Genomic DNA, 19685 nt, shown 5'->3' on the forward strand with positions numbered 1-19685 from the left:
TTTTCTCCTCACTACATCGGTTCATTTTCCCTCGTGGTCACTTTACGTCCCATAGTGACATTTTGTGTCCCACATAGGTTAAAAAAATAATCCCTGCTACGTGTATTATTGTAACAGGAGATAGAAACTTATTCAACTCTTAACTGCATTCTTTATATAGTTTATTATGACACCTTTGTGAATGTTACCATATTCTACTTGTTTTCCGTCTATTTCTACAACCGGAATCATTAGGTGATATTTTTCTAAAAGGTCATTATCTTCATATATATCTATTTCCTCAATTTGAAAAGAATATTCACATTGTACTTCCTGTAAAACTTGCTTCGCCTTCACGCAAAGGCCACAATCATTTTTTGTATACAGTACAACTTTCATCTTCTTCACCTATCCGATCGTTTTTCGTAATGACGACGCTGGGATGTGCATTTGCTCCCTATACTTCGCCACTGTTCTTCGAGAAATAACGATTTCATGCTCTTCTTCTAACAATTTTGAAATCTTTTGGTCTGAAAGTGGCTTTTTCTTATTCTCCGCCTCAACAAGCGTTTGAATAAATTGTTTTACACGCTTTGTAGAAACCGCTTCATCTTCAGTAGTCGAAACGGCATTACTAAAGAACGATTTCATCTCAAATAAACCGTGTGGTGTTTGCACATATTTATTTCGCGTTGCCCGACTAATTGTCGATTCATGGACGCTTAACTCTTCTGCTACTTCTTTTAAAGCAAGTGGCTTTAAATACTCCGGACCTTTCCAGAAGAAATCACGTTGTTTTTCCATAATAATGGTCATCACTTGCAAAAGCGTTTGTTTTCTCTGTTTCAAACTACGCATAATCCACTGTACATGCTGATACTTTTCTGAAACGTAAGATGCTACTTCACTTTCACTATTATTAAGAAGCGCACTATATTCAGAATGAATTTCAATTCTCGGCATATTTCTCTCATTCATTTGTAAAACGAGACGATCACCATCTTTTTTCACCGCCATATCAGGCACAATATAAAGTGGTTTATCAGAAGAAAACGCAAGACCTGGTTTTGGTTGTAATGACGTTATACAGTTCACCGCCGATTGCAATTCCTCATTACTACACTTCAGCATTTGAACGAGCTTTCGCCAATCTTTCTTTACGAAATAAGCGAAATGGTCTTCTACAACCTCTTCTGCTAATCCATTCCGCCTTTGTAAGCGCTTCAATTGTAAGGTTAGACATTCCTGAATATTACGCGCCCCTACCCCTGCTGGCTCAAGTGATTGGACAAGCTCTACAGAGCGGTCAACTACATGTAGCGGTGCGGAAAGGAGATTTGCTAACTCCTCGTTCGTTTCTTGTAAATACCCATTTCCATCCATGTTCATAATAATGAAAGAAGCTACTTTTCGCTCTTCTTCCTCTATTTTATAATACTGTATTTGATTTAATAAATGTTGCTGAATCGTTGTAGAATCCACACTGTAGATTTCCATCTGATTCTCGACTTGTTTGCTGGTACTTTTACTGTTGTTAGAGCTCTTTTTCTTCTCCCTCTCAAAACCACCTAACTCAATAAGGGGATTCTCTAACGATTGCTCATACAAAAACTCCGATAATTCTTGTACATTATACTGGAGCATTGTAATCGCTTGCCTTAACTCTTGTGTCATTGCCAAACGTAAGCTTTGTTCTTGTAAAAGACTTGCCTTCAAACTAATCTCCCCCTTGTTTCTATTGTACAATAAGTTTGGTAAAAGGAGAATGCTATCACAGACACCCATTCCAAAATATTATTAATTTATATGTATTAATGAGATTTACAACTTAAAACCGAAATTTGAATAATATTGAAAGAAAATAATAACGGAATTTAATTATAACCAAGTACTAATAGTAAATCTTATTATCAGATATAACAAGAGGGAAATAAAAAAAGTCCTAACCTACAAAACGTAAGTTAGGACTTTTTGACGCGCCCAGAGGGATTCGAACCCCCGGCAGACGTGGTACCGGAAACCACCGCTCTATCCGACTGAGCTATGGGCGCATGATTATAAAATACACTTCATTTTCTCTTCATAATAATAGCAATAAAAACCATTTAAATCAATAAAAACTCTTTGATTGCACTTTATATATACACTATTTTTCACATAAAAAAGCCCCCTAATTTCTATATTTAGGAGGCAATTCTTAACGGTCTTATTTATCTAGTTTCTCTTTAATCTCTTTTGGAATTTCATTAGGCTGTACTTCTTGATATGTTTCAATATATTCACCTTTTGTTTTAACCTTTACATACGCTCCCTCTCTAAGTCCACGAGGTGCATAAAACTTAACATCTCTCTCTTCACCTGAAGTATAATAACCCATTAGTTTATAATCCCCAGCTACCTCTCCAATTTTGGATAGTCGGCCAGATTCTTTCGCTTTTACATATACAAAGTCCTCTTTCACAAGCGGATTGTATCTATCTGTTATCTCATTATGAGAAACACTTGCCACACCAATAACTAATATAAAAACTCCAATTAAACCCAATAATAATTTCTTCATTTTTCTCTCCTTAAAATATGCTTTTAACTTATTTTACCTTCTTTATTCTAGGAGAAAAAAGTTTTTGTCACTATCGCTTTTCCTTACATGTTCATTACAAAATTGTAATGCTCAGATGCTTCATCCCTAAAATTCCCAATCATAAATTCACTCCAACTCACAAATTATAATCTTTGAATTGATATTCCAAAGGGGGCTTCATTCAATGACTGTAATTACGAAATTAAAGCAAACTGTTTCTGGATTAAAAAGTGCACAAGCTAGCTTAGAGGGATTCGCTCTTGATACGGATAACCAACAAGCTAAGCAACTTTTCCAAACAGCTGCGCAGCAAACACAAACAATTATCGATTCTTTAAACCCACGTGTTGAAGAAGTCCAACAAGAAGAACCACAATACTCACAGCAATAACGAATCAGTCTTGCTGTGAAATAGAAAAAGGGTGATATGCAGTCATCCTTTTTCTATCACATTACATATTGCAATAGAAATGGAATGATGATTATGCGAAAGATCGGACTCATTACCGCGTTATTTATACTTCTATTTAGTTCTTTTACCGGTTGTGATCACAGCCCATTAGATAAAAAGGTAAAAAAAGAAGAAGCAAAACGAACAGAGAAAGAGAAAGGTCCCAAATTAACAAAGACGAGTACGGAATCCTTTAATCAATCTATATCACAGGGAGCGAAGAAAAGAGCTCTCGCTATGGATGAAATTATAAAGAGCGCAGCTGTGAATTCAAATTTAGATCTCTACATAGCAGTTAAGCCTGAGCATCATGAACGATTTGGGTTAAAACCTTTACGCAAGAAACTTCAAAAGCAACTAAGTGACGAATATCCCACTTTCGATGTTCGTGTTAGCACCGATAAAAAAATCTTTATGTTACTCGAAAAGCTTGAAAACAGAATCAAGAAAAAAGAAATATCTAAAGATGAAATCAAAAAACAGTTAAAACTTATCGGATCAGAAATGGAATCTAACACTTAACGCTTTCGAATAGAAAAGGAAGGATTTAAATGTCTAGTAAAGATAAAAACTTAACCCCTGTACAACAGGAATATAAAAAATTCGAGCAAGAACGCGAACCGAAGCGTCCTGTCTTAAAAAACTGTATAAAAGCCTTTTTCGTTGGTGGTTTCATTTGCCTAATTGGGCAACTCATTTCTACTTTTTATATTACGTATTTCGATTTCACTGAACGCTCAGCAGGGAATCCAACAGTAGCAACTCTTATTTTCATCTCGATGTTACTAACTGGATTCGGTGTATATGATCGTCTCGGTCAATTTGCAGGTGCTGGAACAGCTGTACCTGTCACTGGATTTGGTAACTCTGTTATCGCAGCATGCATCGAACACCGAACAGAGGGATTTGTCCTTGGTGTTGGAGCTAACATGTTTAAATTAGCCGGCTCCGTTATTTTATTTGGTGTATTTTCAGCTTTCGTCATCGCACTTATTAAAACGATTCTCGTTCAATGGGGAGGGCTATAAATGTTACAAGGACACCGAACGTGGGTATTTGAAAACAAACCAGTTATTATTTCGACAGGAGTCGTCGGCGGGCCGTTTGAAGCAAAAGGAAAAATCCCAGAAGACTTCGATATCCTTCATGAAGATTTATGGCTCGGACAAGATTCCTATGAAAAAGCACATAAAATTTTATTCGAAGAAGCTTGTAGCCGCGCCACTGAAAAAGCAGAACTTCGTAAAGATGATATCCAATTTGTACTCGCAGGAGATTTAATTAATCAAATTACCCCTACAAGCTTTGCTTGCCGTACACTGGGCACTCCTTATCTCGGATTATTCGGCGCTTGTTCTACTTCTATGGAAGGTTTAGCACTTGGGGCGAGTATCGTAAATGCAAAAGGCGCAAAATATTTATTAACCGGGGCATCAAGCCATAACACCGCTGTAGAAAAACAGTTCCGCTACCCTACCGAATATGGTGGACAAAAGCCACCTACCGCACAGTGGACAGTAACTGGAGCAGGAGCCGCTATTTTAAGCGATACTGGACATGGCCCTAGGGTAACATCCGCAACAATCGGAAAAGTGGTTGATATGGGATTAACAGATCCGTTTAATATGGGAGGCGCAATGGCTCCAGCCGCCGTCGATACAATTGAAGCTCACTTACGCGAACGTCAAATTGACGCCTCTTACTACGATTTAATCGTAACCGGTGACCTCGGGCATGTAGGACGTGAAATTGCTTATGACTTACTACATAAACACGGAACGAAAGTAACGAGCGAACAGTTTCAAGATTGCGGGCTACTCATTTATAGAGAAGGGCAACCTGTCATAGCTGGGGCTAGCGGACCAGGATGTTCCGCAACAGTCGTGTACGGTCATTTATTAAACCGAATGAAAAGAGGAGAGTTCAAAAAAATACTTGTCGTTGCGACAGGCGCTTTACTATCTCCACTTACATTCCAACAAGAAGAAACGATTCCGTGCATCGCTCACGCCGTTTCAATTGAATTCGGAGGTGCAACGCAATGATTTTTTTCTGGGCTTTCGTCATTGGCGGACTCATATGTGTAATCGGCCAACTTATGTTTGATGTCGGCAAGCTAACGCCCGCTCATACAATGGCAACACTCGTTGTTGCTGGAGCTATATTAGATGGATTCAATTTGTATGAACCATTAATTGACTTCGCTGGAGCTGGGGCAACCGTACCTATTACAAGCTTTGGTAATGCCCTCGTTCACGGCGCAATGGAGGAAGCCGCAAAACATGGCATCGTTGGCGTTATTACCGGCATGTTTAAAGTAACAAGCGCCGGTGTATCCGCAGCTATTATTTTCGGCTTCATCGGAGCATTGCTATTCAAACCGAAAGGATAAGGTGTTCGTATGACAGTTATCGCTAGCGTCAAAACCTGCCTTGCTAGTGTAAGGGGCGCTCAAGCAAGTTTAAGCTCCCTTTCACTACATTCACAGGACGCAGAATCAAAACGTGTATTTCATGAATGTATGTTAGAAATGGACAGCATCATCGCTGATTTACAAAATAGAGTTTCAGTATTAGAACGTGAAGAACCTCAATATAAAGGGTTTTAAGTAGACTGGAGGAAATGACTATGTCTCACCTGCCGGAATGGACACTTGTCATTCTTCGCTCTGTATTCATATTAATTATTTTATTCGCTATTACGAAATGGTTAGGGAAAAGACAAATCTCTCAGCTCTCCTTTTTTGAATACATAGCCGGAATGACAATCGGTGACATCGCTGCCCAAGTATCTACAGGGCTCGATTCAAAATTTTTTCACGGCGTCTTTGCGATACTCATTTTCGCTGTGGTACCTTTTTTAACAGGAATCCTTTCTTTAAAGAACAAAACAGCTCGGGACTTCTTTGAAGGGAAATCTACCGTATTAATAAAAGATGGAAAGATACTCGAAGATAATTTAAAGAAAGAAAAATATACAAGTGACGAATTACTGGAACTTCTCCGTGGAAAAGATGCTTTCAGCGTAGCTGATGTTGAATTTGCTGTATTAGAACCGAGCGGAGAATTAAATGTATTATTAAAGAAAGATCGCCAACCACTCACAGCAAAAGACATCGGTTTAAAAGTGCCGAACGAAAAAGAACCACAAACTGTTATTATGGATGGCAATGTCTTAGATGAACCGCTATCCGCAAGTGGACATAACCGCGCTTGGCTACATGCTGAACTAGAAAAGCTCGGTGTTGTTATCGAAAATGTCTTTCTCGGTCAAGTTGATTCATACGGACAACTGACTATCGACATTTATAATGACAAACTACAAATGCCTTCTCCTCAAAACAAACCTTTATTATTAGCATCATTAAAAAAATGTCATGCTGATCTCGAACTATTTTCCCTAGAAACAAAGTCGAAATCAGCGAGCGAAATGTATAGTAAAAACGCGAAACAAATCGAAAAGATTTTAAATAAAGTAACCTATCTTTTAAAAGAATAGATATCGAAAGAACGCTTCAGTCAAAAGGCGTTCTTTTCTTTTTTTCTACAGTTTTTATAACGTTTAAATTTATGTAATTCGGTTATGATGTTGAAGATACATAAGCAGGGAATTTCAAAAACATAGCGAATATTTCATGGTACAACTACATATTTTTTTGATTTAAAGTGGTTTCGTTTGACCTTTATTGACCATAATTGTATTATAAGACTAAGAAAGCTTTATAAGGAGGAAATAACAGATGAATTTAATTCCTACAGTAATTGAACAAACAAATCGTGGAGAACGCGCTTACGATATTTACTCTCGACTATTAAAAGACCGCATCATTATGCTTGGTAGCGCAATTGATGACAACGTAGCTAACTCAATCGTTTCCCAGCTTTTATTCTTGGAATCTCAAGATCCAGACAAAGATATTCACCTATACATCAATAGTCCAGGTGGTTCTATCACAGCAGGTATGGCAATTTACGATACAATGCAGTTTATTAAACCGCAAGTATCAACAATCTGTATCGGTATGGCTGCATCTATGGGTGCATTCTTACTTGCAGCAGGTGAAAAAGGAAAACGTTATGCACTTCCAAACAGTGAAGTAATGATTCACCAACCACTTGGTGGTGCACAAGGTCAAGCGACTGAAATCGAAATCGCTGCTAAACGTATCCTATTCTTACGTGAAAAACTAAACCAAATTCTTGCTGACCGCACAGGTCAACCACTTGAAGTACTACAACGCGACACAGACCGCGACAACTTCATGACAGCAGAAAAAGCTTTAGAATACGGTTTAATCGATAAGATCTTTACAAATCGTTAATAGATATTTAAAGCAGAAGCGCCCTATAACAGGGCGCTTTTTTTATATGCTGTTCTCCGCCCGCATACCCCACCTAGTATCAACCGAAATATATCGGCGATTTTTCAAATATATCGACCGTAACTCCAATTATATCGGCGATTATTTTAATATATCGACGTTTCGACACAACTTATCGACTTACCGACAATTCTCGACAAGAACGCACACCCCACATACCCCCACCAACAAGCCCCAAACAACAAAAAAGCTATCGCACATACGCGATAGCTTCTTATTGTACATATGCAGCTAATGCTTCTAAAGCTTCTTCTGCATCTGAACCTTCTGTTGTAATTGTTATCATGCTACCAGTTCCAATTGCTAAGCTCATAATCCCCATTATGCTCTTTGCATTTACTGTCTTCCCATCTTTTTCGATGAAAATATCTGCATGAAAGCGATTGGCCTCTTGTACAAACAACGCAGCCGGACGTGCTTGTAAACCGTTTTTTAATGAAACCTGAACTCTTTTTTGAACCACAGCTCCATTTCCCCTTTAACCTCTTATTTTTTTGCTACCGTTTCCCCCGCGCGTAATTTCTCTGCAATATCATCGATTTTACGCAAACGATGATTAATACCCGATTTACTAATTTTCCCCCCGGATACCATCTCACCTAACTCTTTCAATGTTACATCTTGATAATCTCTTCGTAGTTGCGCAATTTCTCGTAGTTTATCCGGCAATATATCAAGACCAACCGTCTCATCAATATAACGGATATTTTCAATCTGCCTTAGCGCTGCACCAATTGTTTTATTTAAATTAGCTGTTTCGCAGTTCACTAAGCGATTTACAGAATTACGCATATCACGTACGATTCGAATGTCTTCAAATCTTAAAAGTGCATTATGAGCACCTATAATATTTAAAAACTCTGTAATCTTTTCTGCTTCTTTCAAATACGTAATGTACCCTTTTCTTCTTTCCAACGTCTTACTATTTAAATCAAATCCGTTCATCAGTTCACATATAGCATCATTATGTTCCTTATATAACGAAAAGATCTCTAAATGATAAGATGATGTTTCTGGGTTATTTACTGAACCACCTGCTAAAAATGCACCGCGTAAATACGATCGTTTACAACATTTCTTCTCAATTAATTCTTGTGATATATTTCGAATAAATGAAAAGTCGTCTCGAACGATATGAAGATCAGCTAATATTTCGCGCGACTTCTCAACAAGCCTTACGATATATACATTGTTTTTCTTCAATCGCATTTTTTTACGAACAAGTAATTCTACCGTCACGTCATATCCTTTTTTCAAAAGCGTATAAATCCTTCTTGCAATTGCCGCATTTTCCGTTTGAATATCGATTGATAGACGACGATTTGAAAAAGAAAGCGATCCGTTCATGCGAAGTAACGCTGATAATTCTGCTTTCTCACAGCATTCCTTCATCTCCAGATTCGTCAACTCTTTCTTTGTTTCTGATGCAAATGACACAGTCAACACCTCCTTATACGATTATTGTGGAACAAAAATCTTGTCCTATATGAAATGAGGAGCGTTACCTCAAACGAGGCAACGCACATCTACAACAGTGAATATAAAATAGAAGCTAGTTTTAATGTATCGTGTCTTACAACACGGTCATCATACTTCGCTAATTGATCTTGAATCACATTAATATTGTTTTCAGTAAAACGCTCTTCATCTACTACAACTGGCACCGACATTTCTTCCTCATATAACTGACGTAATTCACAAGGAATATCACGGTTATTTACAATTGCAGTATCGATAAATGGTTCACCTAAATGATCATGTAACGCCTGCACATGGTCAAACGCAGTATATCCCATCGTTTCACCAGCTTGCGTCATAACATTACACACATATACCTTCTTCGCTTTTGCAGCAAGAACAGCGTCCCCAATTTTGTTAACAACTAAATTCGGTAATATACTCGTATACAAACTTCCTGGACCGAAAACAAGTAAATCAGCTCGTTTAATTTCAGTCAACGTTTCATGTAACGGCTCTACATCTTCTGGAGTTAAAAAGACACGGTTAATTTTCTTTCCGAAATAAGGAATCTTTGATTCACCTGTTACAATTTCTCCGTCTTCTAGTTCCGCATGTAGTACTGCACTTTGATTCGCTGCTGGTAATACACGTCCTCTAACATTTAAAACTTTACTCGTTTCTGTAATAGCATGGAAGAAGTCTCCTGTAATCGAGGTCATACCTGCCAATAATAAATTTCCTAACGCATGACCTTTCAGCCCATCTCCCGTTGTGAAACGATGCTGAAATAAAGCTTCCACCAGTGGCTCTACATCTGATAACGCAACAAGTACGTTACGAATGTCACCTGGGGGTGGAATTTCTAGCTCATCACGTAATCTACCTGAACTGCCACCATCATCAGCGATTGTAACAACTGCTGTAATATCAACCGGATATTGTTTTAATCCTCGTAATAAAACAGAAAGTCCCGTTCCGCCTCCCATAATAACAATTTTAGGTTTTCTCTCTTTTTTCATCCCTTAATGACCCTTTCTCTTCTCCACATCACGATGAGATACATGAACGCTATACTCTGGTTTCAAATGTTTCCCAAGGTATTCTGTAAGCGTAACAGAACGATGCTGTCCACCTGTACATCCAATTGCAATTACAAGTTGACTCTTGCCTTCTCTTTTATAATGAGGCAGCATGAAAGTGATAAGATCAGTCAATTTCTCTAAAAACTTATGCGTCTCATTAAATTTCAGCACATACGATGAAACTTCTTCATCTAGTCCTGTTAATGGCTTCATATGTGGAATGTAATATGGATTTGGTAAAAAACGAACATCAAATACTAAATCTGCATCAATGGGAATACCGTACTTAAATCCAAATGACATAACATTTACACGAAATGCTTGCTCAGTTTCAGTTGAAAATAGGTGAACAATTTTTTCACGTAATTCTTTCGGTTTTAAATCCGATGTATCAAGCACAATATTCGCGCGTGCCTTCATATCTGTTAATAAATTACGCTCTGCTTCGATTCCCTTTAACGGCAGACCAGTTGGTGCAAGTGGATGCGAGCGTCTCGTTTCTTTATAACGAGTTACAAGCGTGCTATCTTTCGCATCTAAGAATAAAATATGAGGAATAATCCATGTACGTTCTGATAAATCATCAAGCGCTTCCCATAAATGTTCGAAAAACTCTCGGCCACGTAAATCAATACCAAGTGCTACTTTATTCATTTTTCCTTTTGAATCCGCCATAAGCTCAATAAACTTCGGCAATAACATCGGTGGTAAATTATCCACACAGAAATATCCTAAATCTTCAAAACTTTGTAAAGCTACTGTCTTTCCAGCTCCAGACATTCCTGTAATAATTACCATTTTTATATCATTATTCTCTGTCATCGTATCCTCTCCTTGACGGTTTAACTCGGATCTAATCGATATGAAAGCAACTCAAAATCTGGGGTATATACAAATGTACCGTAGATTATGCCATTTCCTTTAATTAAATAATCAATAATGTGATAATCTCCTGGTGCCATTGCTAAATCATCAATTTTATCAAATGTATGCCAACCAATGATGCCTTCTTCGCTCTCTAGTTTGTTTTCTCCTGCAAAATCTGTCGCTAAAAAGGAGAACATCATCCATTCAGAAACAACTTTATCACCTTCTTGGATGACAAAGGTGAAGACCCCCTTTAACGCTGGGTTCTTTAAATAAATACCTGTTTCTTCACGATACTCGCGAACAACGGAATCTCTTACAGTCTCACCACGCTCCATTTTCCCGCCTGGTGCAACCCACCAATTCCGGCGAGGTTTTTGGAGTAAGAGTACTTCATTATCTCTAATTAACACACAGTTTGTCACTCTTTGCATGTTTCTTCACCTCAGCTACTTGCAGCAAATTTCTCACTGCATACTCATTTCATTATACTATCAAAAACAGTTTGCTACAACGAAGGAGCCAGTCCCCCTTTCGCTAAGCACTGCTACTCAACAATTTTAAAAAAGCTTTTTATAACAAGCAATGTAAATGCCTGGACTTTCCGTGAATAGCATGAAAAATCCCCTTAACGACTTTTATCGCCAAGGGGACTCCAGCCCTTACTTCTTACCGAAATAAGTAACAATCGCAAATCCTAAAATAAAGGTAATAATTGAACTTATAATTGAAAATCCTCCAGTTGGAATACCAGGGAACACAATTACAATCGAACCGATAACTAGTCCAATAATTGCCGCAAATGTCATACTTTTATATCGATCTAATAAGAAACTAATTCCTTTACTACTTACAACGAACCCTACCATAACACCAGCACCAATAACTGCGATTAAAGGTAAGTTGAGTGTAGTTAAAGCATTAATTGCTGTCGGATACACACCAATAATTAATAAAATAAACGATCCGCTAATTCCAGGAAGCAACATCGCCATACTAGCCATCCATCCTGCGAAAAATAAACCAATTGCATTTAAAATTGTTAACGTTGTAATTGGGTCTGCTGTCTTATCTGGTTTAAAGAAAGCTGTAATCGCAACAAGAATTGCTGCAACTATTAATAAAACAATGTGCTTACCTTTAAACGATGACTTTGCATCAGCTTCTCTCATTAACATCGGTAATATACTAATAATTAAACCGAGGAAGAAAAATTGAGTCGGTTCATAATGATTTGCAAGTAAATATTTAATAACGTGACTTAACGTTAAAAACGCTGCTGCCACACCAGCTGCAAGTGGAATTAAAAATCCTAAATGTTTTTTCCATTCACGACTAAAGAATCCGCTAATTGCCGCAAGCAATTGTTCATAAATCCCTAACACAACAGCGATTGTACCGCCGCTCACACCAGGAATTAAATCACTAACGCCCATACAAAATCCACGATATATATTACGCCATTCCATACTGAATAAATTCCTCATTTCTTATAGTGATTTTTTCCGTAAAGTCCAGTATATCAATAAGAAAGCTTATAATCCCAATATTTTTTGACAAAACTTTGACATTTTCACACAAAAAAAGAAGAAAGCTCCTATCGGTAGCTTTCTTCTCAAAAGGTATATTATCCCTTATTTTTCTGATACAGTTTTTAGTTCTTCTAATAATTCTTCTACGTAATGTTGTGCACTTTGTGCTGCAATACTACCATCACCTGTTGCAGTTACAATTTGACGTAGCATTTTTTCACGAACATCACCTGCTGCGAAAATACCAGGAACTTTCGTTTCCATACGCTCGTTTGTTTCAAGGTAACCATTTTCATTTGTAATACCTAGTTCAACAAATGGTTTTGATAGTGGTAACATACCGATGTATACGAATACGCCGTCAGTTTTGACTTCTTTCTCTTCTCCACTGTTTACATCTACAAGTGTTACACTTCCTACTTTACCATTTGCTTCGTTAATTTCTTTTATCGTGTGGTTCCAAATGAAGTCTACTTTTTCGTTTTGGAAAGCACGATCTTGTAAAATTTTCTGTGCACGAAGCGTGTCACGGCGGTGAACGATCGTTACTTTTGATGCGAAGCGTGTTAAGAACACACCCTCTTCAACAGCAGAATCTCCGCCGCCAATAACTACAAGTTCTTTACCTTTAAAGAATGCGCCATCACATACCGCACAATATGATACACCGCGGCCGCCAAGTTCTGTTTCACCTGGTACACCAATTTTTTTATACTCTGCACCACTTGCAACGATAATTGCACGTGCTTTATATTCTTTTTTGCCAGCAATAATTGTTTTGTATTCTTTACCATCGATGACTTCTTTCACATCACCGTATGCATATTCAGCACCAAATTTCTTCGCATGCTCGAACATTTTATTTGATAAGTCTGGTCCTAAAATAGACTCATAACCTGGGTAGTTTTCTACATCTTCTGTATTTGCCATTTGTCCGCCTGGAATACCACGCTCAAGCATTAATGTGCTTAAATTCGCACGAGATGTATATACTGCAGCTGTCATACCAGCTGGTCCTGCACCAATAATAATGACATCATAAATTTTTTCTTCCGACACACTATTCACTCCTATCCATTCCTACACAATTAAGTTACCCTCATTATACTGTTCGCATCATTTTTTTCCCAATGATTTGCTTATCTATGTGTGCGTACGCTTAACAGCTTGCACATACTTTCGAACAGTCGCTACAGATACATTATACACATCTCCGAGCTCCGACTGTGTCATCTTATTTCCTTGTTCACTGCGTACGATATATTCAACCGCAGCTGACCAGCCGTATACATTTGTAAAAACTGCCCCAGATGTATATAAACGTATGAACGTACAAAACCAAAATTGTAAACACTCTTCGATTAATTCATCATCTTTTTTCGTATAATTGTATAAAGCATCCGCGATTCGCGCGCACTGTTCAAATTGCTGTAAATCAGCTGGAATACTCTTATGGCTATTCAGTAAAAAGAAATACTTTGCAAGTTGCGATACGATCGGAACACCATTCTTCGCCTGCGTTACATCAAAGAAGAATCCAACCTTCTCTGGCGTTGATAATTCATTCATTAAATATAAAGCTAGCATTTGTTCCTCTAGCGTCGCACTTTGCTGAAATGATTTTCGTAATTCTTCAAATAACACGTTTTGTCCTTCATCCACTAAATTCAATGCATTCCACGGTTCTTTTCCCTTTTTATCAGGGTGCAATTCTACAACATGTTGCCACATTTTTTCAGCTACTTGCTGATCTTTTACCATATACGCAGAATATGCAAACCAATAATAAAAACTAACGTCTCCCTCGTATCCTTGACGCTTTAATAATTTGAACCATTTATATGCAGGCTCGAAATGACCAATTGTTGCAAGTGTCGTCCCAAGTTTCAAACGATGTTCAAACGAAATCGGATATACCGAAACTAACTGAGCAGCTAACGCCTCTACTTGTTTATGCTCTCCAATTGAATATAGAAAAATAAGTGTATTACAAAGCGCATGTATATTACCAGGATTTTTCTCTAAAATCATTTCCGTTAATTTCAGCGCCTTATCTACATTACCAGATTGAAAATGCGCAATCGCTAAATTATTATGCCCCGACCAAAATTCCGGATAATCTTTCGTAACAATTTCTAATGTAGCAATTGCTTCTTCCAATTGTCCGTTACGAATATAACGATTGGCTTCTTCCTGCATAACAATTAAATCATCTTCATCCTCAATCTCTTCCGCACCCATCGCTTCTTCTTCCATAATTTCAAGTAATTCTAATGTATCTTCAACAAATTCCTTCTCTTCTGCAACTTCTAAATAGCGATCCGCATACTTCTTCGCCTGCTGAAATAGCCCCATATATGCATAATTATTTGCAATAAAATAATAACACTGTTCAAGTTCTGGATTAGATCTAACAAGCTTAAAGAAGGTTTGATTTGACTCTTGATATTCACCAGCCTCAGATAATACTGTTGCTAATTGACATAAAATAAACGGCTCCTTCTCACTTTGTGCCGCTCTTCGAAAATATTTAATTGCATCTTGCAATTTTTGTCCTTTGTAAGCCCTCATCCCTTTTTTATAAAAGAAGTCCGCTAATTGATTAAAAGAGATAACTTGTCCGTTCTCCTTATATATTCTTTGATTTTTCCCCATATATCCTCCAGTTTTTTGTTTTCTTCGTTCACACATTCTTCTATCTATAAGTATAAACGATTCCGTAAAAAACAAAACAGTATATTATACTCAATTATTTCCTTTTTATTCATTAAAAAAGAAGAGAAATGTTACATTTTTAGCATCAACCTTCTCTAGCATCCATTTCTTCTTTTGTATAAATAACACGCATTGGATTTCCACCTACGAAAGCACCACTTGGTACATCTTTATGAACGAGTGTGCCAGCTGAAACAATCGCACCATCTCCAATTTTCACACCTGGTAATATAGTCGTATTCGCTCCAATCATCACTTCATTTCCTATAACGATCTCTCCAAGTCGATATTCTCGAATTAAATATTCATGTGCTAAAAGCGTTGTATTATAGCCTATAATCGAATTTTCTCCCACAGCTATCTTTTCCGGGAACATAATGTCTGGCATTACCATAAGCGCAAACGATGTTTTCTTTCCTACTTTCATCCGCAAAAATGTGCGGTATAACCAATTCTTGACCGATAAAAAAGGTGTATAACGTGCAATTTGGATAATCATAAAGTTTTTCATTACCTTCCAAAAAGACACTGTTTTATACACATTCCATAATGAATTCTCTCCTGAAACAGGATAGCGCGTTGTCCGTCGCACTTCACTCGCTCCTCTACTTATCTTTACGAACGATTCATGTCGGACAAAATCGGCAATAAATCACTCATTTTATCTAGCATAAAGTCTGGCTTATAAGCCTCTAAATACGCTCTACCTTTCAATGTCCATGAAACTGCAGCTGTTTTCGTACCGGCATTTTGTCCGCCAACAATATCATGATGATTATCCCCAACCATCAATGCTTCTTCCGGTTTCGCATCTAATAACTGAAGCGCTTTTTGAAGTGGCTCTGGATGTGGTTTCACATGCTCGACATCATCAATTGTCACAACAACATCAAAGAACTCATCAAGCTTTGAAAACTTTAATCCCATTTCAACGGTTTGTCTCGCTTTCGTTGTAACAATACCAACCTTATAGCCTTGCTTCTTCAACTCTTGAACTGTTTCATATACAGTTTCATATTCTTCTACTAATTCATCATGATGATCATGGTTAAATTGACGATAGCTTGTAATTAACTCTTCAACCTTACTTTCATCAATCTTGCTGAAAGTATCATGTAAAGATGGACCGATAAATGGCAATACATCTTCACGCTTATATTGATTTGGATAATATGTATGTAAAGTATGTAAAAAAGAAGAAATAATAAGTTCATTTGTATTAATTAACGTTCCATCTAAATCAAATAACACTGTATTTATTTTCATTGCCTTAGTCCTTTCTCTTTCCTGAATATGAAAGAAGCAGCATCTTATAATAAGATGCTACTTTTCTCTAATTTTCTAAATATCTTTTATCAGCTTGCCCCATTTTTCGTCTCACAATAATGAAAATAACAGAAATAACAACAAGTCCAATTGACATTACTTGTGCAATACGAAGTGGTCCTAGCATTAAACTATCTGTACGTAACCCTTCTACGAAGAATCGTCCTATTGAATACCAAATTAAATATGTGAAGAATAACTCCCCGCGTCGTAAATTCACTTTTCGTAATGCAAGTAGTAAAATTACCCCCGCGAAATTCCATAATGATTCATATAAAAACGTCGGGTGGTAATACACACCATCAATATACATTTGATTAATAATGAAATCCGGTAAATGAAGGCCTTCTAAAAACTGTCTCGTTACTTCATCACCATGTGCCTCTTGGTTCATAAAGTTCCCCCATCGGCCAATTGCTTGTCCTAGTAAAATACTTGGCGCAGCAATATCCGCCAACTTCCAGAATGAAACTCCGCGGCGTTTCGCAAAAAGAATCCCTGTAATAACAGCCCCGATTAAGCCACCATGAATCGCCAAGCCACCTTGACGAATATTAATAATTTGACTCGGGTTTTGCGCGTAATATTCCCATTCAAAAATAACATAGTACATTCTCGCAAATAGAATAGCGATCGGTACTGCAATTAATACAAGGTCAACAAATGTATCTTTTGGAATACCTAGCCTTTCTCCTTCGCGAGTTGCTAGCCAAAGACCTAATAGCACACCTGTACCGATAATAATCCCGTACCAATAAACAGGAAACGGTCCAAGTTGGATAGCTACGCGGTCAAGCTGTGGTACAGAACCTAACAGCATATGTATGACCTCCCTCTCCAATGTTTACTCCTGATTTCCTAACTCAATCGCACTCATTAATCGTTCTGAGAACTGCTGTGCTGCATTGACTCCCATACGTTTTAAACGGAAGTTCATCGCTGCCACTTCAATAATAACAGCTAAGTTTCGACCAGGACGAACTGGAAGTGTAATCTTCGTAAGTTCTGTATCAATAATCTTCATCTTCTCTTCATCAAGACCTAAGCGATCATAATTTTTCTTTTGATCCCAAATTTCAAGATTAATAACAAGTGTAATACGCTTATAATTTCGCACTGCCCCTGCACCGAATAACGTCATAACGTTAATAATGCCTAGACCACGAATTTCTAATAAATGCTCAATTAAATCTGGCGAGCTTCCAACTAACATGTCTTCATCTTCTTGGCGAATTTCTACACTATCATCCGCAACAAGGCGATGACCACGTTTTACAAGCTCAAGAGCTGTCTCACTTTTACCGACACCACTTTGTCCTGTAATTAAAACGCCAACGCCGTAAATATCTACTAACACACCATGAACAGCTGTTGTTGGTGCTAACTTACCTTCTAAATAATTTGTTAAACGACTTGATAATCTCGTTGTCGTTTGAGAAGAACGTAATAAAGGCATGCCCGATTCACGCGATGCTTGCAGCAACTCATCTGGTACATCTTGATTACGAGTTACAATAATACATGGCGTCTCCTCAGTACAAAGCGCTTTCATTCTCTCTTGTTTTTGCTCTGACGTTAACGTGTCAAAGAACGTCAGCTCCGTCTTTCCAAGAAGCTGCACGCGATCAGCTGGATAATATGTAAAAAATCCTGCCATTTCAATACCAGGTCGTGATAAATCACTTGTATCAATCGGACGATGAATTCCTTCTTCACCACTTATTAACTCCAATTGAAATTGTTCAATTAAATCTTTTGTCCTTACTTTCGGCATATGTATAAACCTCCACTCCGCTGCGGGTTCAGTCTCATTTGATGTAAAATTCCATTCTACCGGATATTGTACCATTTTTTTCTGGAAACAAGAAATACGGTTTCTAATAAATAGAAAAAAACATTTCATACATATCATGAAATGTTTTTCTTTTTGTCATTTTCTCTTTTTTTCATATAAAGGTTCCACAATTGCCTTCTCAATAATCATATTAAAAATTGAAATACAAATTGCCGCAACAATCGCTACACCGAAACCTGATATATTAAATGCGTCTCCTAATAATGAATCTGCTATCTTTAACGTAATTGCATTAATAACAATTAAGAAGAAACCGAAAGTTACAACAGTAATTGGTAGCGTAATTAAAATTAAAAACGGTTTTACGAACACATTTAAAACAGCCAAAATAATACTCGCAATAATTGCAGTTTGTATATTTGCTACGTAAAACGCGTCTGGTGCAATCCCTTTTAAAAGTCCCGATACAGCGATTAACACAACACTATTTACAAGAAGTGATACAATCCATCTCATTTTCTTACACATCCTTTTAAACATATATCTTTCATCATACGCTAATCAATAATAAACGCAAGCACGATACAAACACTTATATCAATTTATTCGATTCTTCATGCTTGTATACCTACTAACACTTCTTTGGGAAATAAGGCCCACACCATCTATGCTCATGCGTTTTCACAAAGGTCCAAGTGAAATCTTTATCTATAATGTAAATATCGCCTTTATACATATCATCTGTTTCACGTAATATATCATCCATACTTAATACACTTGCATCTTTTATTAATAGTACATCATTACAGTGTTGATAGAAGATGTAGCACTCCTTTTTCACTTCATTATGAAACGCGTTTTCTGCTTCTTTCCCCTTTAAGTATTTCTTTTTCTCTTTTCACATTGTGGTTCTATTAAAATAATTATCGTACTATTCCACCGCTATATTTCAATTCATACACCTTTTCATCACCTATGAGAATAATTTCTTTACCTTGAAAACAATCAAGAGTGCCTTCATACTCATTCTTGAAAATATATGTACCTGATTTATAGTAATTTGGACCACGATAGATAGAATTCGTATCAACTGACCTTAATGCTTGGCGAAGAAAGTTATAAATTGGACCCATGATATCCCAATCTGAGTTTGGGTTAGTGACACCACCTGAATAGACCATTGACCAAATGGGACGATTCTCAAACTCTACAGTTTCTTGTCCAATAAAAAAAGCTGAACCAAAATAAATATCTCGATAAAAATAATCACCGCTACTGTACTCAAGTTGTTTCGATCCGTTTAATAACGCCTGAACCGATGCGTCATCTCCCTGAGATGCATATGTCCTTCTTTTCGCTTCTACAATAAATTGGGCAAGTGATTTATGATTAATTGACATAATCCCCCTCCATTACAATTCCATTTTGATACCTTATAAATTTCTTAAAACCCCATCTTCTCCCCCTATACAATAAAAACCGAGCGTCATTTCAACTCGGTTTTTATTACTAAAC

25 protein-coding genes, 1 tRNA gene and 1 pseudogene are annotated in these 19685 nt (G+C 37.3%); 8 read left to right on the top strand and 19 right to left on the bottom strand.

What is annotated here, in order from left to right:
- Positions 1-132 precede the first annotated feature (132 nt).
- The 4 genes from MR083_RS16955 to MR083_RS16970 all read right to left on the bottom strand — a co-directional run bounded on the left by MR083_RS16955 (position 133) and on the right by MR083_RS16970 (position 2539).
- Positions 133-378 carry a glutaredoxin family protein gene (locus tag MR083_RS16955; RefSeq protein WP_000869738.1) on the bottom strand — a complete coding sequence of 82 codons (246 nt, stop codon included), beginning with the start codon at positions 376-378 and terminating at the stop codon, positions 133-135.
- A 9-nt stretch (positions 379-387) separates the two neighbouring features.
- The gene (gene rpoN / locus MR083_RS16960) at positions 388-1695 is read right to left on the bottom strand and encodes an RNA polymerase factor sigma-54 (protein ID WP_000647968.1); all 1308 of its coding nucleotides are present in this window, start codon (positions 1693-1695) and stop codon (positions 388-390) included.
- 259 nt (positions 1696-1954) lie between these two features.
- Positions 1955-2030: transfer RNA gene (locus MR083_RS16965), tRNA-Arg, on the bottom strand.
- Between the two features lie 155 nt (positions 2031-2185).
- Positions 2186-2539: a YxeA family protein gene (locus MR083_RS16970; RefSeq protein ID WP_000734942.1), complete on the bottom strand. Its 354-nt coding sequence runs from the start codon at positions 2537-2539 to the stop codon at positions 2186-2188.
- A gap of 205 nt (positions 2540-2744) precedes the next feature.
- Here MR083_RS16970 and MR083_RS16975 point away from each other — a divergent pair, with 205 nt between their 5' ends.
- From MR083_RS16975 to clpP, 8 genes are all read left to right on the top strand, one after another.
- Positions 2745-2951 (top strand): DUF1657 domain-containing protein, encoded by a 207-nt coding sequence (locus MR083_RS16975; protein WP_000216166.1) that lies wholly within the window; start codon positions 2745-2747, stop codon positions 2949-2951.
- 93 nt (positions 2952-3044) lie between these two features.
- The gene (locus MR083_RS16980; RefSeq protein ID WP_001226063.1) at positions 3045-3533 is read left to right on the top strand and encodes a YhcN/YlaJ family sporulation lipoprotein; all 489 of its coding nucleotides are present in this window, start codon (positions 3045-3047) and stop codon (positions 3531-3533) included.
- Positions 3534-3562: 29 nt separating this feature from the next.
- Positions 3563-4039, top strand: a complete 477-nt coding sequence (gene spoVAC / locus MR083_RS16985) for a stage V sporulation protein AC (RefSeq protein ID WP_000095406.1) — start codon at positions 3563-3565, stop codon at positions 4037-4039.
- Positions 4040-5056 carry a stage V sporulation protein AD gene (gene spoVAD / locus MR083_RS16990; RefSeq protein WP_000938952.1) on the top strand — a complete coding sequence of 339 codons (1017 nt, stop codon included), beginning with the start codon at positions 4040-4042 and terminating at the stop codon, positions 5054-5056.
- Positions 5053-5403, top strand: a complete 351-nt coding sequence (gene spoVAE, locus MR083_RS16995) for a stage V sporulation protein AE (RefSeq protein WP_000575919.1) — start codon at positions 5053-5055, stop codon at positions 5401-5403. The genes spoVAD and spoVAE overlap by 4 nt, the downstream gene beginning before the upstream one ends.
- Before the next feature lie 9 nt (positions 5404-5412).
- On the top strand, positions 5413-5619 hold the full coding sequence (locus tag MR083_RS17000) for a DUF1657 domain-containing protein (protein ID WP_000215900.1): 207 nt from the start codon (positions 5413-5415) through the stop codon (positions 5617-5619).
- Between the two features lie 20 nt (positions 5620-5639).
- Positions 5640-6509: a DUF421 domain-containing protein gene (locus MR083_RS17005; RefSeq protein WP_000018910.1), complete on the top strand. Its 870-nt coding sequence runs from the start codon at positions 5640-5642 to the stop codon at positions 6507-6509.
- Between the two features lie 241 nt (positions 6510-6750).
- A complete protein-coding gene (clpP, locus tag MR083_RS17010; RefSeq protein ID WP_001049154.1) occupies positions 6751-7332 on the top strand; it encodes an ATP-dependent Clp endopeptidase proteolytic subunit ClpP in 582 nt (193 codons plus the stop codon).
- A gap of 274 nt (positions 7333-7606) precedes the next feature.
- Here the strand turns inward: clpP and MR083_RS17015 are convergent, their stop codons facing one another.
- The 15 genes and pseudogenes from MR083_RS17015 to MR083_RS17085 form a co-directional block, all read right to left on the bottom strand.
- The gene (locus MR083_RS17015; RefSeq protein ID WP_000250307.1) at positions 7607-7855 is read right to left on the bottom strand and encodes an HPr family phosphocarrier protein; all 249 of its coding nucleotides are present in this window, start codon (positions 7853-7855) and stop codon (positions 7607-7609) included.
- 23 nt (positions 7856-7878) lie between these two features.
- Entirely contained in the window at positions 7879-8829 is a 951-nt protein-coding gene (whiA, locus tag MR083_RS17020) for a DNA-binding protein WhiA (RefSeq protein WP_000006561.1), read from the bottom strand.
- A gap of 89 nt (positions 8830-8918) precedes the next feature.
- Entirely contained in the window at positions 8919-9872 is a 954-nt protein-coding gene (locus MR083_RS17025; protein WP_000712176.1) for a gluconeogenesis factor YvcK family protein, read from the bottom strand.
- A gap of 3 nt (positions 9873-9875) precedes the next feature.
- On the bottom strand, positions 9876-10757 hold the full coding sequence (rapZ, locus tag MR083_RS17030) for an RNase adapter RapZ (RefSeq protein WP_000138457.1): 882 nt from the start codon (positions 10755-10757) through the stop codon (positions 9876-9878).
- 20 nt (positions 10758-10777) lie between these two features.
- Positions 10778-11236: an NUDIX hydrolase gene (locus MR083_RS17035; RefSeq protein WP_001190080.1), complete on the bottom strand. Its 459-nt coding sequence runs from the start codon at positions 11234-11236 to the stop codon at positions 10778-10780.
- Positions 11237-11464: 228 nt separating this feature from the next.
- Positions 11465-12271, bottom strand: coding sequence for a DUF368 domain-containing protein (locus tag MR083_RS17040; RefSeq protein ID WP_000455203.1), 807 nt, complete (start codon positions 12269-12271; stop codon positions 11465-11467).
- A 165-nt stretch (positions 12272-12436) separates the two neighbouring features.
- A complete protein-coding gene (trxB, locus tag MR083_RS17045; protein ID WP_001288072.1) occupies positions 12437-13393 on the bottom strand; it encodes a thioredoxin-disulfide reductase in 957 nt (318 codons plus the stop codon).
- A gap of 84 nt (positions 13394-13477) precedes the next feature.
- Complete coding sequence (locus MR083_RS17050) at positions 13478-14989, bottom strand: tetratricopeptide repeat protein (RefSeq protein ID WP_000517734.1); 1512 nt, start codon at positions 14987-14989, stop codon at positions 13478-13480.
- 145 nt (positions 14990-15134) lie between these two features.
- Positions 15135-15641: an acyltransferase gene (locus tag MR083_RS17055; RefSeq protein WP_001255078.1), complete on the bottom strand. Its 507-nt coding sequence runs from the start codon at positions 15639-15641 to the stop codon at positions 15135-15137.
- Positions 15642-15664: 23 nt separating this feature from the next.
- The gene (ppaX, locus tag MR083_RS17060) at positions 15665-16315 is read right to left on the bottom strand and encodes a pyrophosphatase PpaX (protein ID WP_000700954.1); all 651 of its coding nucleotides are present in this window, start codon (positions 16313-16315) and stop codon (positions 15665-15667) included.
- A gap of 67 nt (positions 16316-16382) precedes the next feature.
- Positions 16383-17195 (bottom strand): prolipoprotein diacylglyceryl transferase, encoded by an 813-nt coding sequence (gene lgt / locus MR083_RS17065; protein ID WP_000924231.1) that lies wholly within the window; start codon positions 17193-17195, stop codon positions 16383-16385.
- 24 nt (positions 17196-17219) lie between these two features.
- Entirely contained in the window at positions 17220-18149 is a 930-nt protein-coding gene (hprK, locus tag MR083_RS17070) for an HPr(Ser) kinase/phosphatase (RefSeq protein ID WP_001127250.1), read from the bottom strand.
- A 156-nt stretch (positions 18150-18305) separates the two neighbouring features.
- Positions 18306-18686: a phage holin family protein gene (locus MR083_RS17075; protein WP_001267308.1), complete on the bottom strand. Its 381-nt coding sequence runs from the start codon at positions 18684-18686 to the stop codon at positions 18306-18308.
- A gap of 115 nt (positions 18687-18801) precedes the next feature.
- Positions 18802-19065 (bottom strand): annotated as a pseudogene (locus MR083_RS17080) (DUF4275 family protein); the annotation flags it as partial.
- Between the two features lie 28 nt (positions 19066-19093).
- On the bottom strand, positions 19094-19570 hold the full coding sequence (locus MR083_RS17085; protein ID WP_000026297.1) for a DUF5680 domain-containing protein: 477 nt from the start codon (positions 19568-19570) through the stop codon (positions 19094-19096).
- Between the last annotated feature and the right edge of the window lie 115 nt (positions 19571-19685).

This window comes from Bacillus cereus group sp. BfR-BA-01408 (genome assembly GCF_022663305.1).
Taxonomy (GTDB): domain Bacteria; phylum Bacillota; class Bacilli; order Bacillales; family Bacillaceae_G; genus Bacillus_A; species Bacillus_A pacificus.

Bases quoted from the DNA above. Each gene is read 5' to 3' on its own strand.
- MR083_RS16955 (WP_000869738.1), bottom strand. From the start codon at position 378: ATGAAAGTTGTACTGTATACAAAAAATGATTGTGGCCTTTGCGTGAAG.
- MR083_RS16970 (WP_000734942.1), bottom strand. From the start codon at position 2,539: ATGAAGAAATTATTATTGGGTTTAATTGGAGTTTTTATATTAGTTATT.
- MR083_RS16975 (WP_000216166.1), top strand. From the start codon at position 2,745: ATGACTGTAATTACGAAATTAAAGCAAACTGTTTCTGGATTAAAAAGT.
- MR083_RS16980 (WP_001226063.1), top strand. From the start codon at position 3,045: ATGCGAAAGATCGGACTCATTACCGCGTTATTTATACTTCTATTTAGT.
- spoVAC (WP_000095406.1), top strand. From the start codon at position 3,563: ATGTCTAGTAAAGATAAAAACTTAACCCCTGTACAACAGGAATATAAA.
- spoVAD (WP_000938952.1), top strand. From the start codon at position 4,040: ATGTTACAAGGACACCGAACGTGGGTATTTGAAAACAAACCAGTTATT.
- spoVAE (WP_000575919.1), top strand. From the start codon at position 5,053: ATGATTTTTTTCTGGGCTTTCGTCATTGGCGGACTCATATGTGTAATC.
- MR083_RS17000 (WP_000215900.1), top strand. From the start codon at position 5,413: ATGACAGTTATCGCTAGCGTCAAAACCTGCCTTGCTAGTGTAAGGGGC.
- MR083_RS17005 (WP_000018910.1), top strand. From the start codon at position 5,640: ATGTCTCACCTGCCGGAATGGACACTTGTCATTCTTCGCTCTGTATTC.
- clpP (WP_001049154.1), top strand. From the start codon at position 6,751: ATGAATTTAATTCCTACAGTAATTGAACAAACAAATCGTGGAGAACGC.
- MR083_RS17025 (WP_000712176.1), bottom strand. From the start codon at position 9,872: ATGAAAAAAGAGAGAAAACCTAAAATTGTTATTATGGGAGGCGGAACG.
- rapZ (WP_000138457.1), bottom strand. From the start codon at position 10,757: ATGACAGAGAATAATGATATAAAAATGGTAATTATTACAGGAATGTCT.
- MR083_RS17035 (WP_001190080.1), bottom strand. From the start codon at position 11,236: ATGCAAAGAGTGACAAACTGTGTGTTAATTAGAGATAATGAAGTACTC.
- MR083_RS17040 (WP_000455203.1), bottom strand. From the start codon at position 12,271: ATGGAATGGCGTAATATATATCGTGGATTTTGTATGGGCGTTAGTGAT.
- MR083_RS17050 (WP_000517734.1), bottom strand. From the start codon at position 14,989: ATGGGGAAAAATCAAAGAATATATAAGGAGAACGGACAAGTTATCTCT.
- ppaX (WP_000700954.1), bottom strand. From the start codon at position 16,315: ATGAAAATAAATACAGTGTTATTTGATTTAGATGGAACGTTAATTAAT.
- lgt (WP_000924231.1), bottom strand. From the start codon at position 17,195: ATGCTGTTAGGTTCTGTACCACAGCTTGACCGCGTAGCTATCCAACTT.
- hprK (WP_001127250.1), bottom strand. From the start codon at position 18,149: ATGCCGAAAGTAAGGACAAAAGATTTAATTGAACAATTTCAATTGGAG.
- MR083_RS17075 (WP_001267308.1), bottom strand. From the start codon at position 18,686: ATGAGATGGATTGTATCACTTCTTGTAAATAGTGTTGTGTTAATCGCT.
- MR083_RS17085 (WP_000026297.1), bottom strand. From the start codon at position 19,570: ATGTCAATTAATCATAAATCACTTGCCCAATTTATTGTAGAAGCGAAA.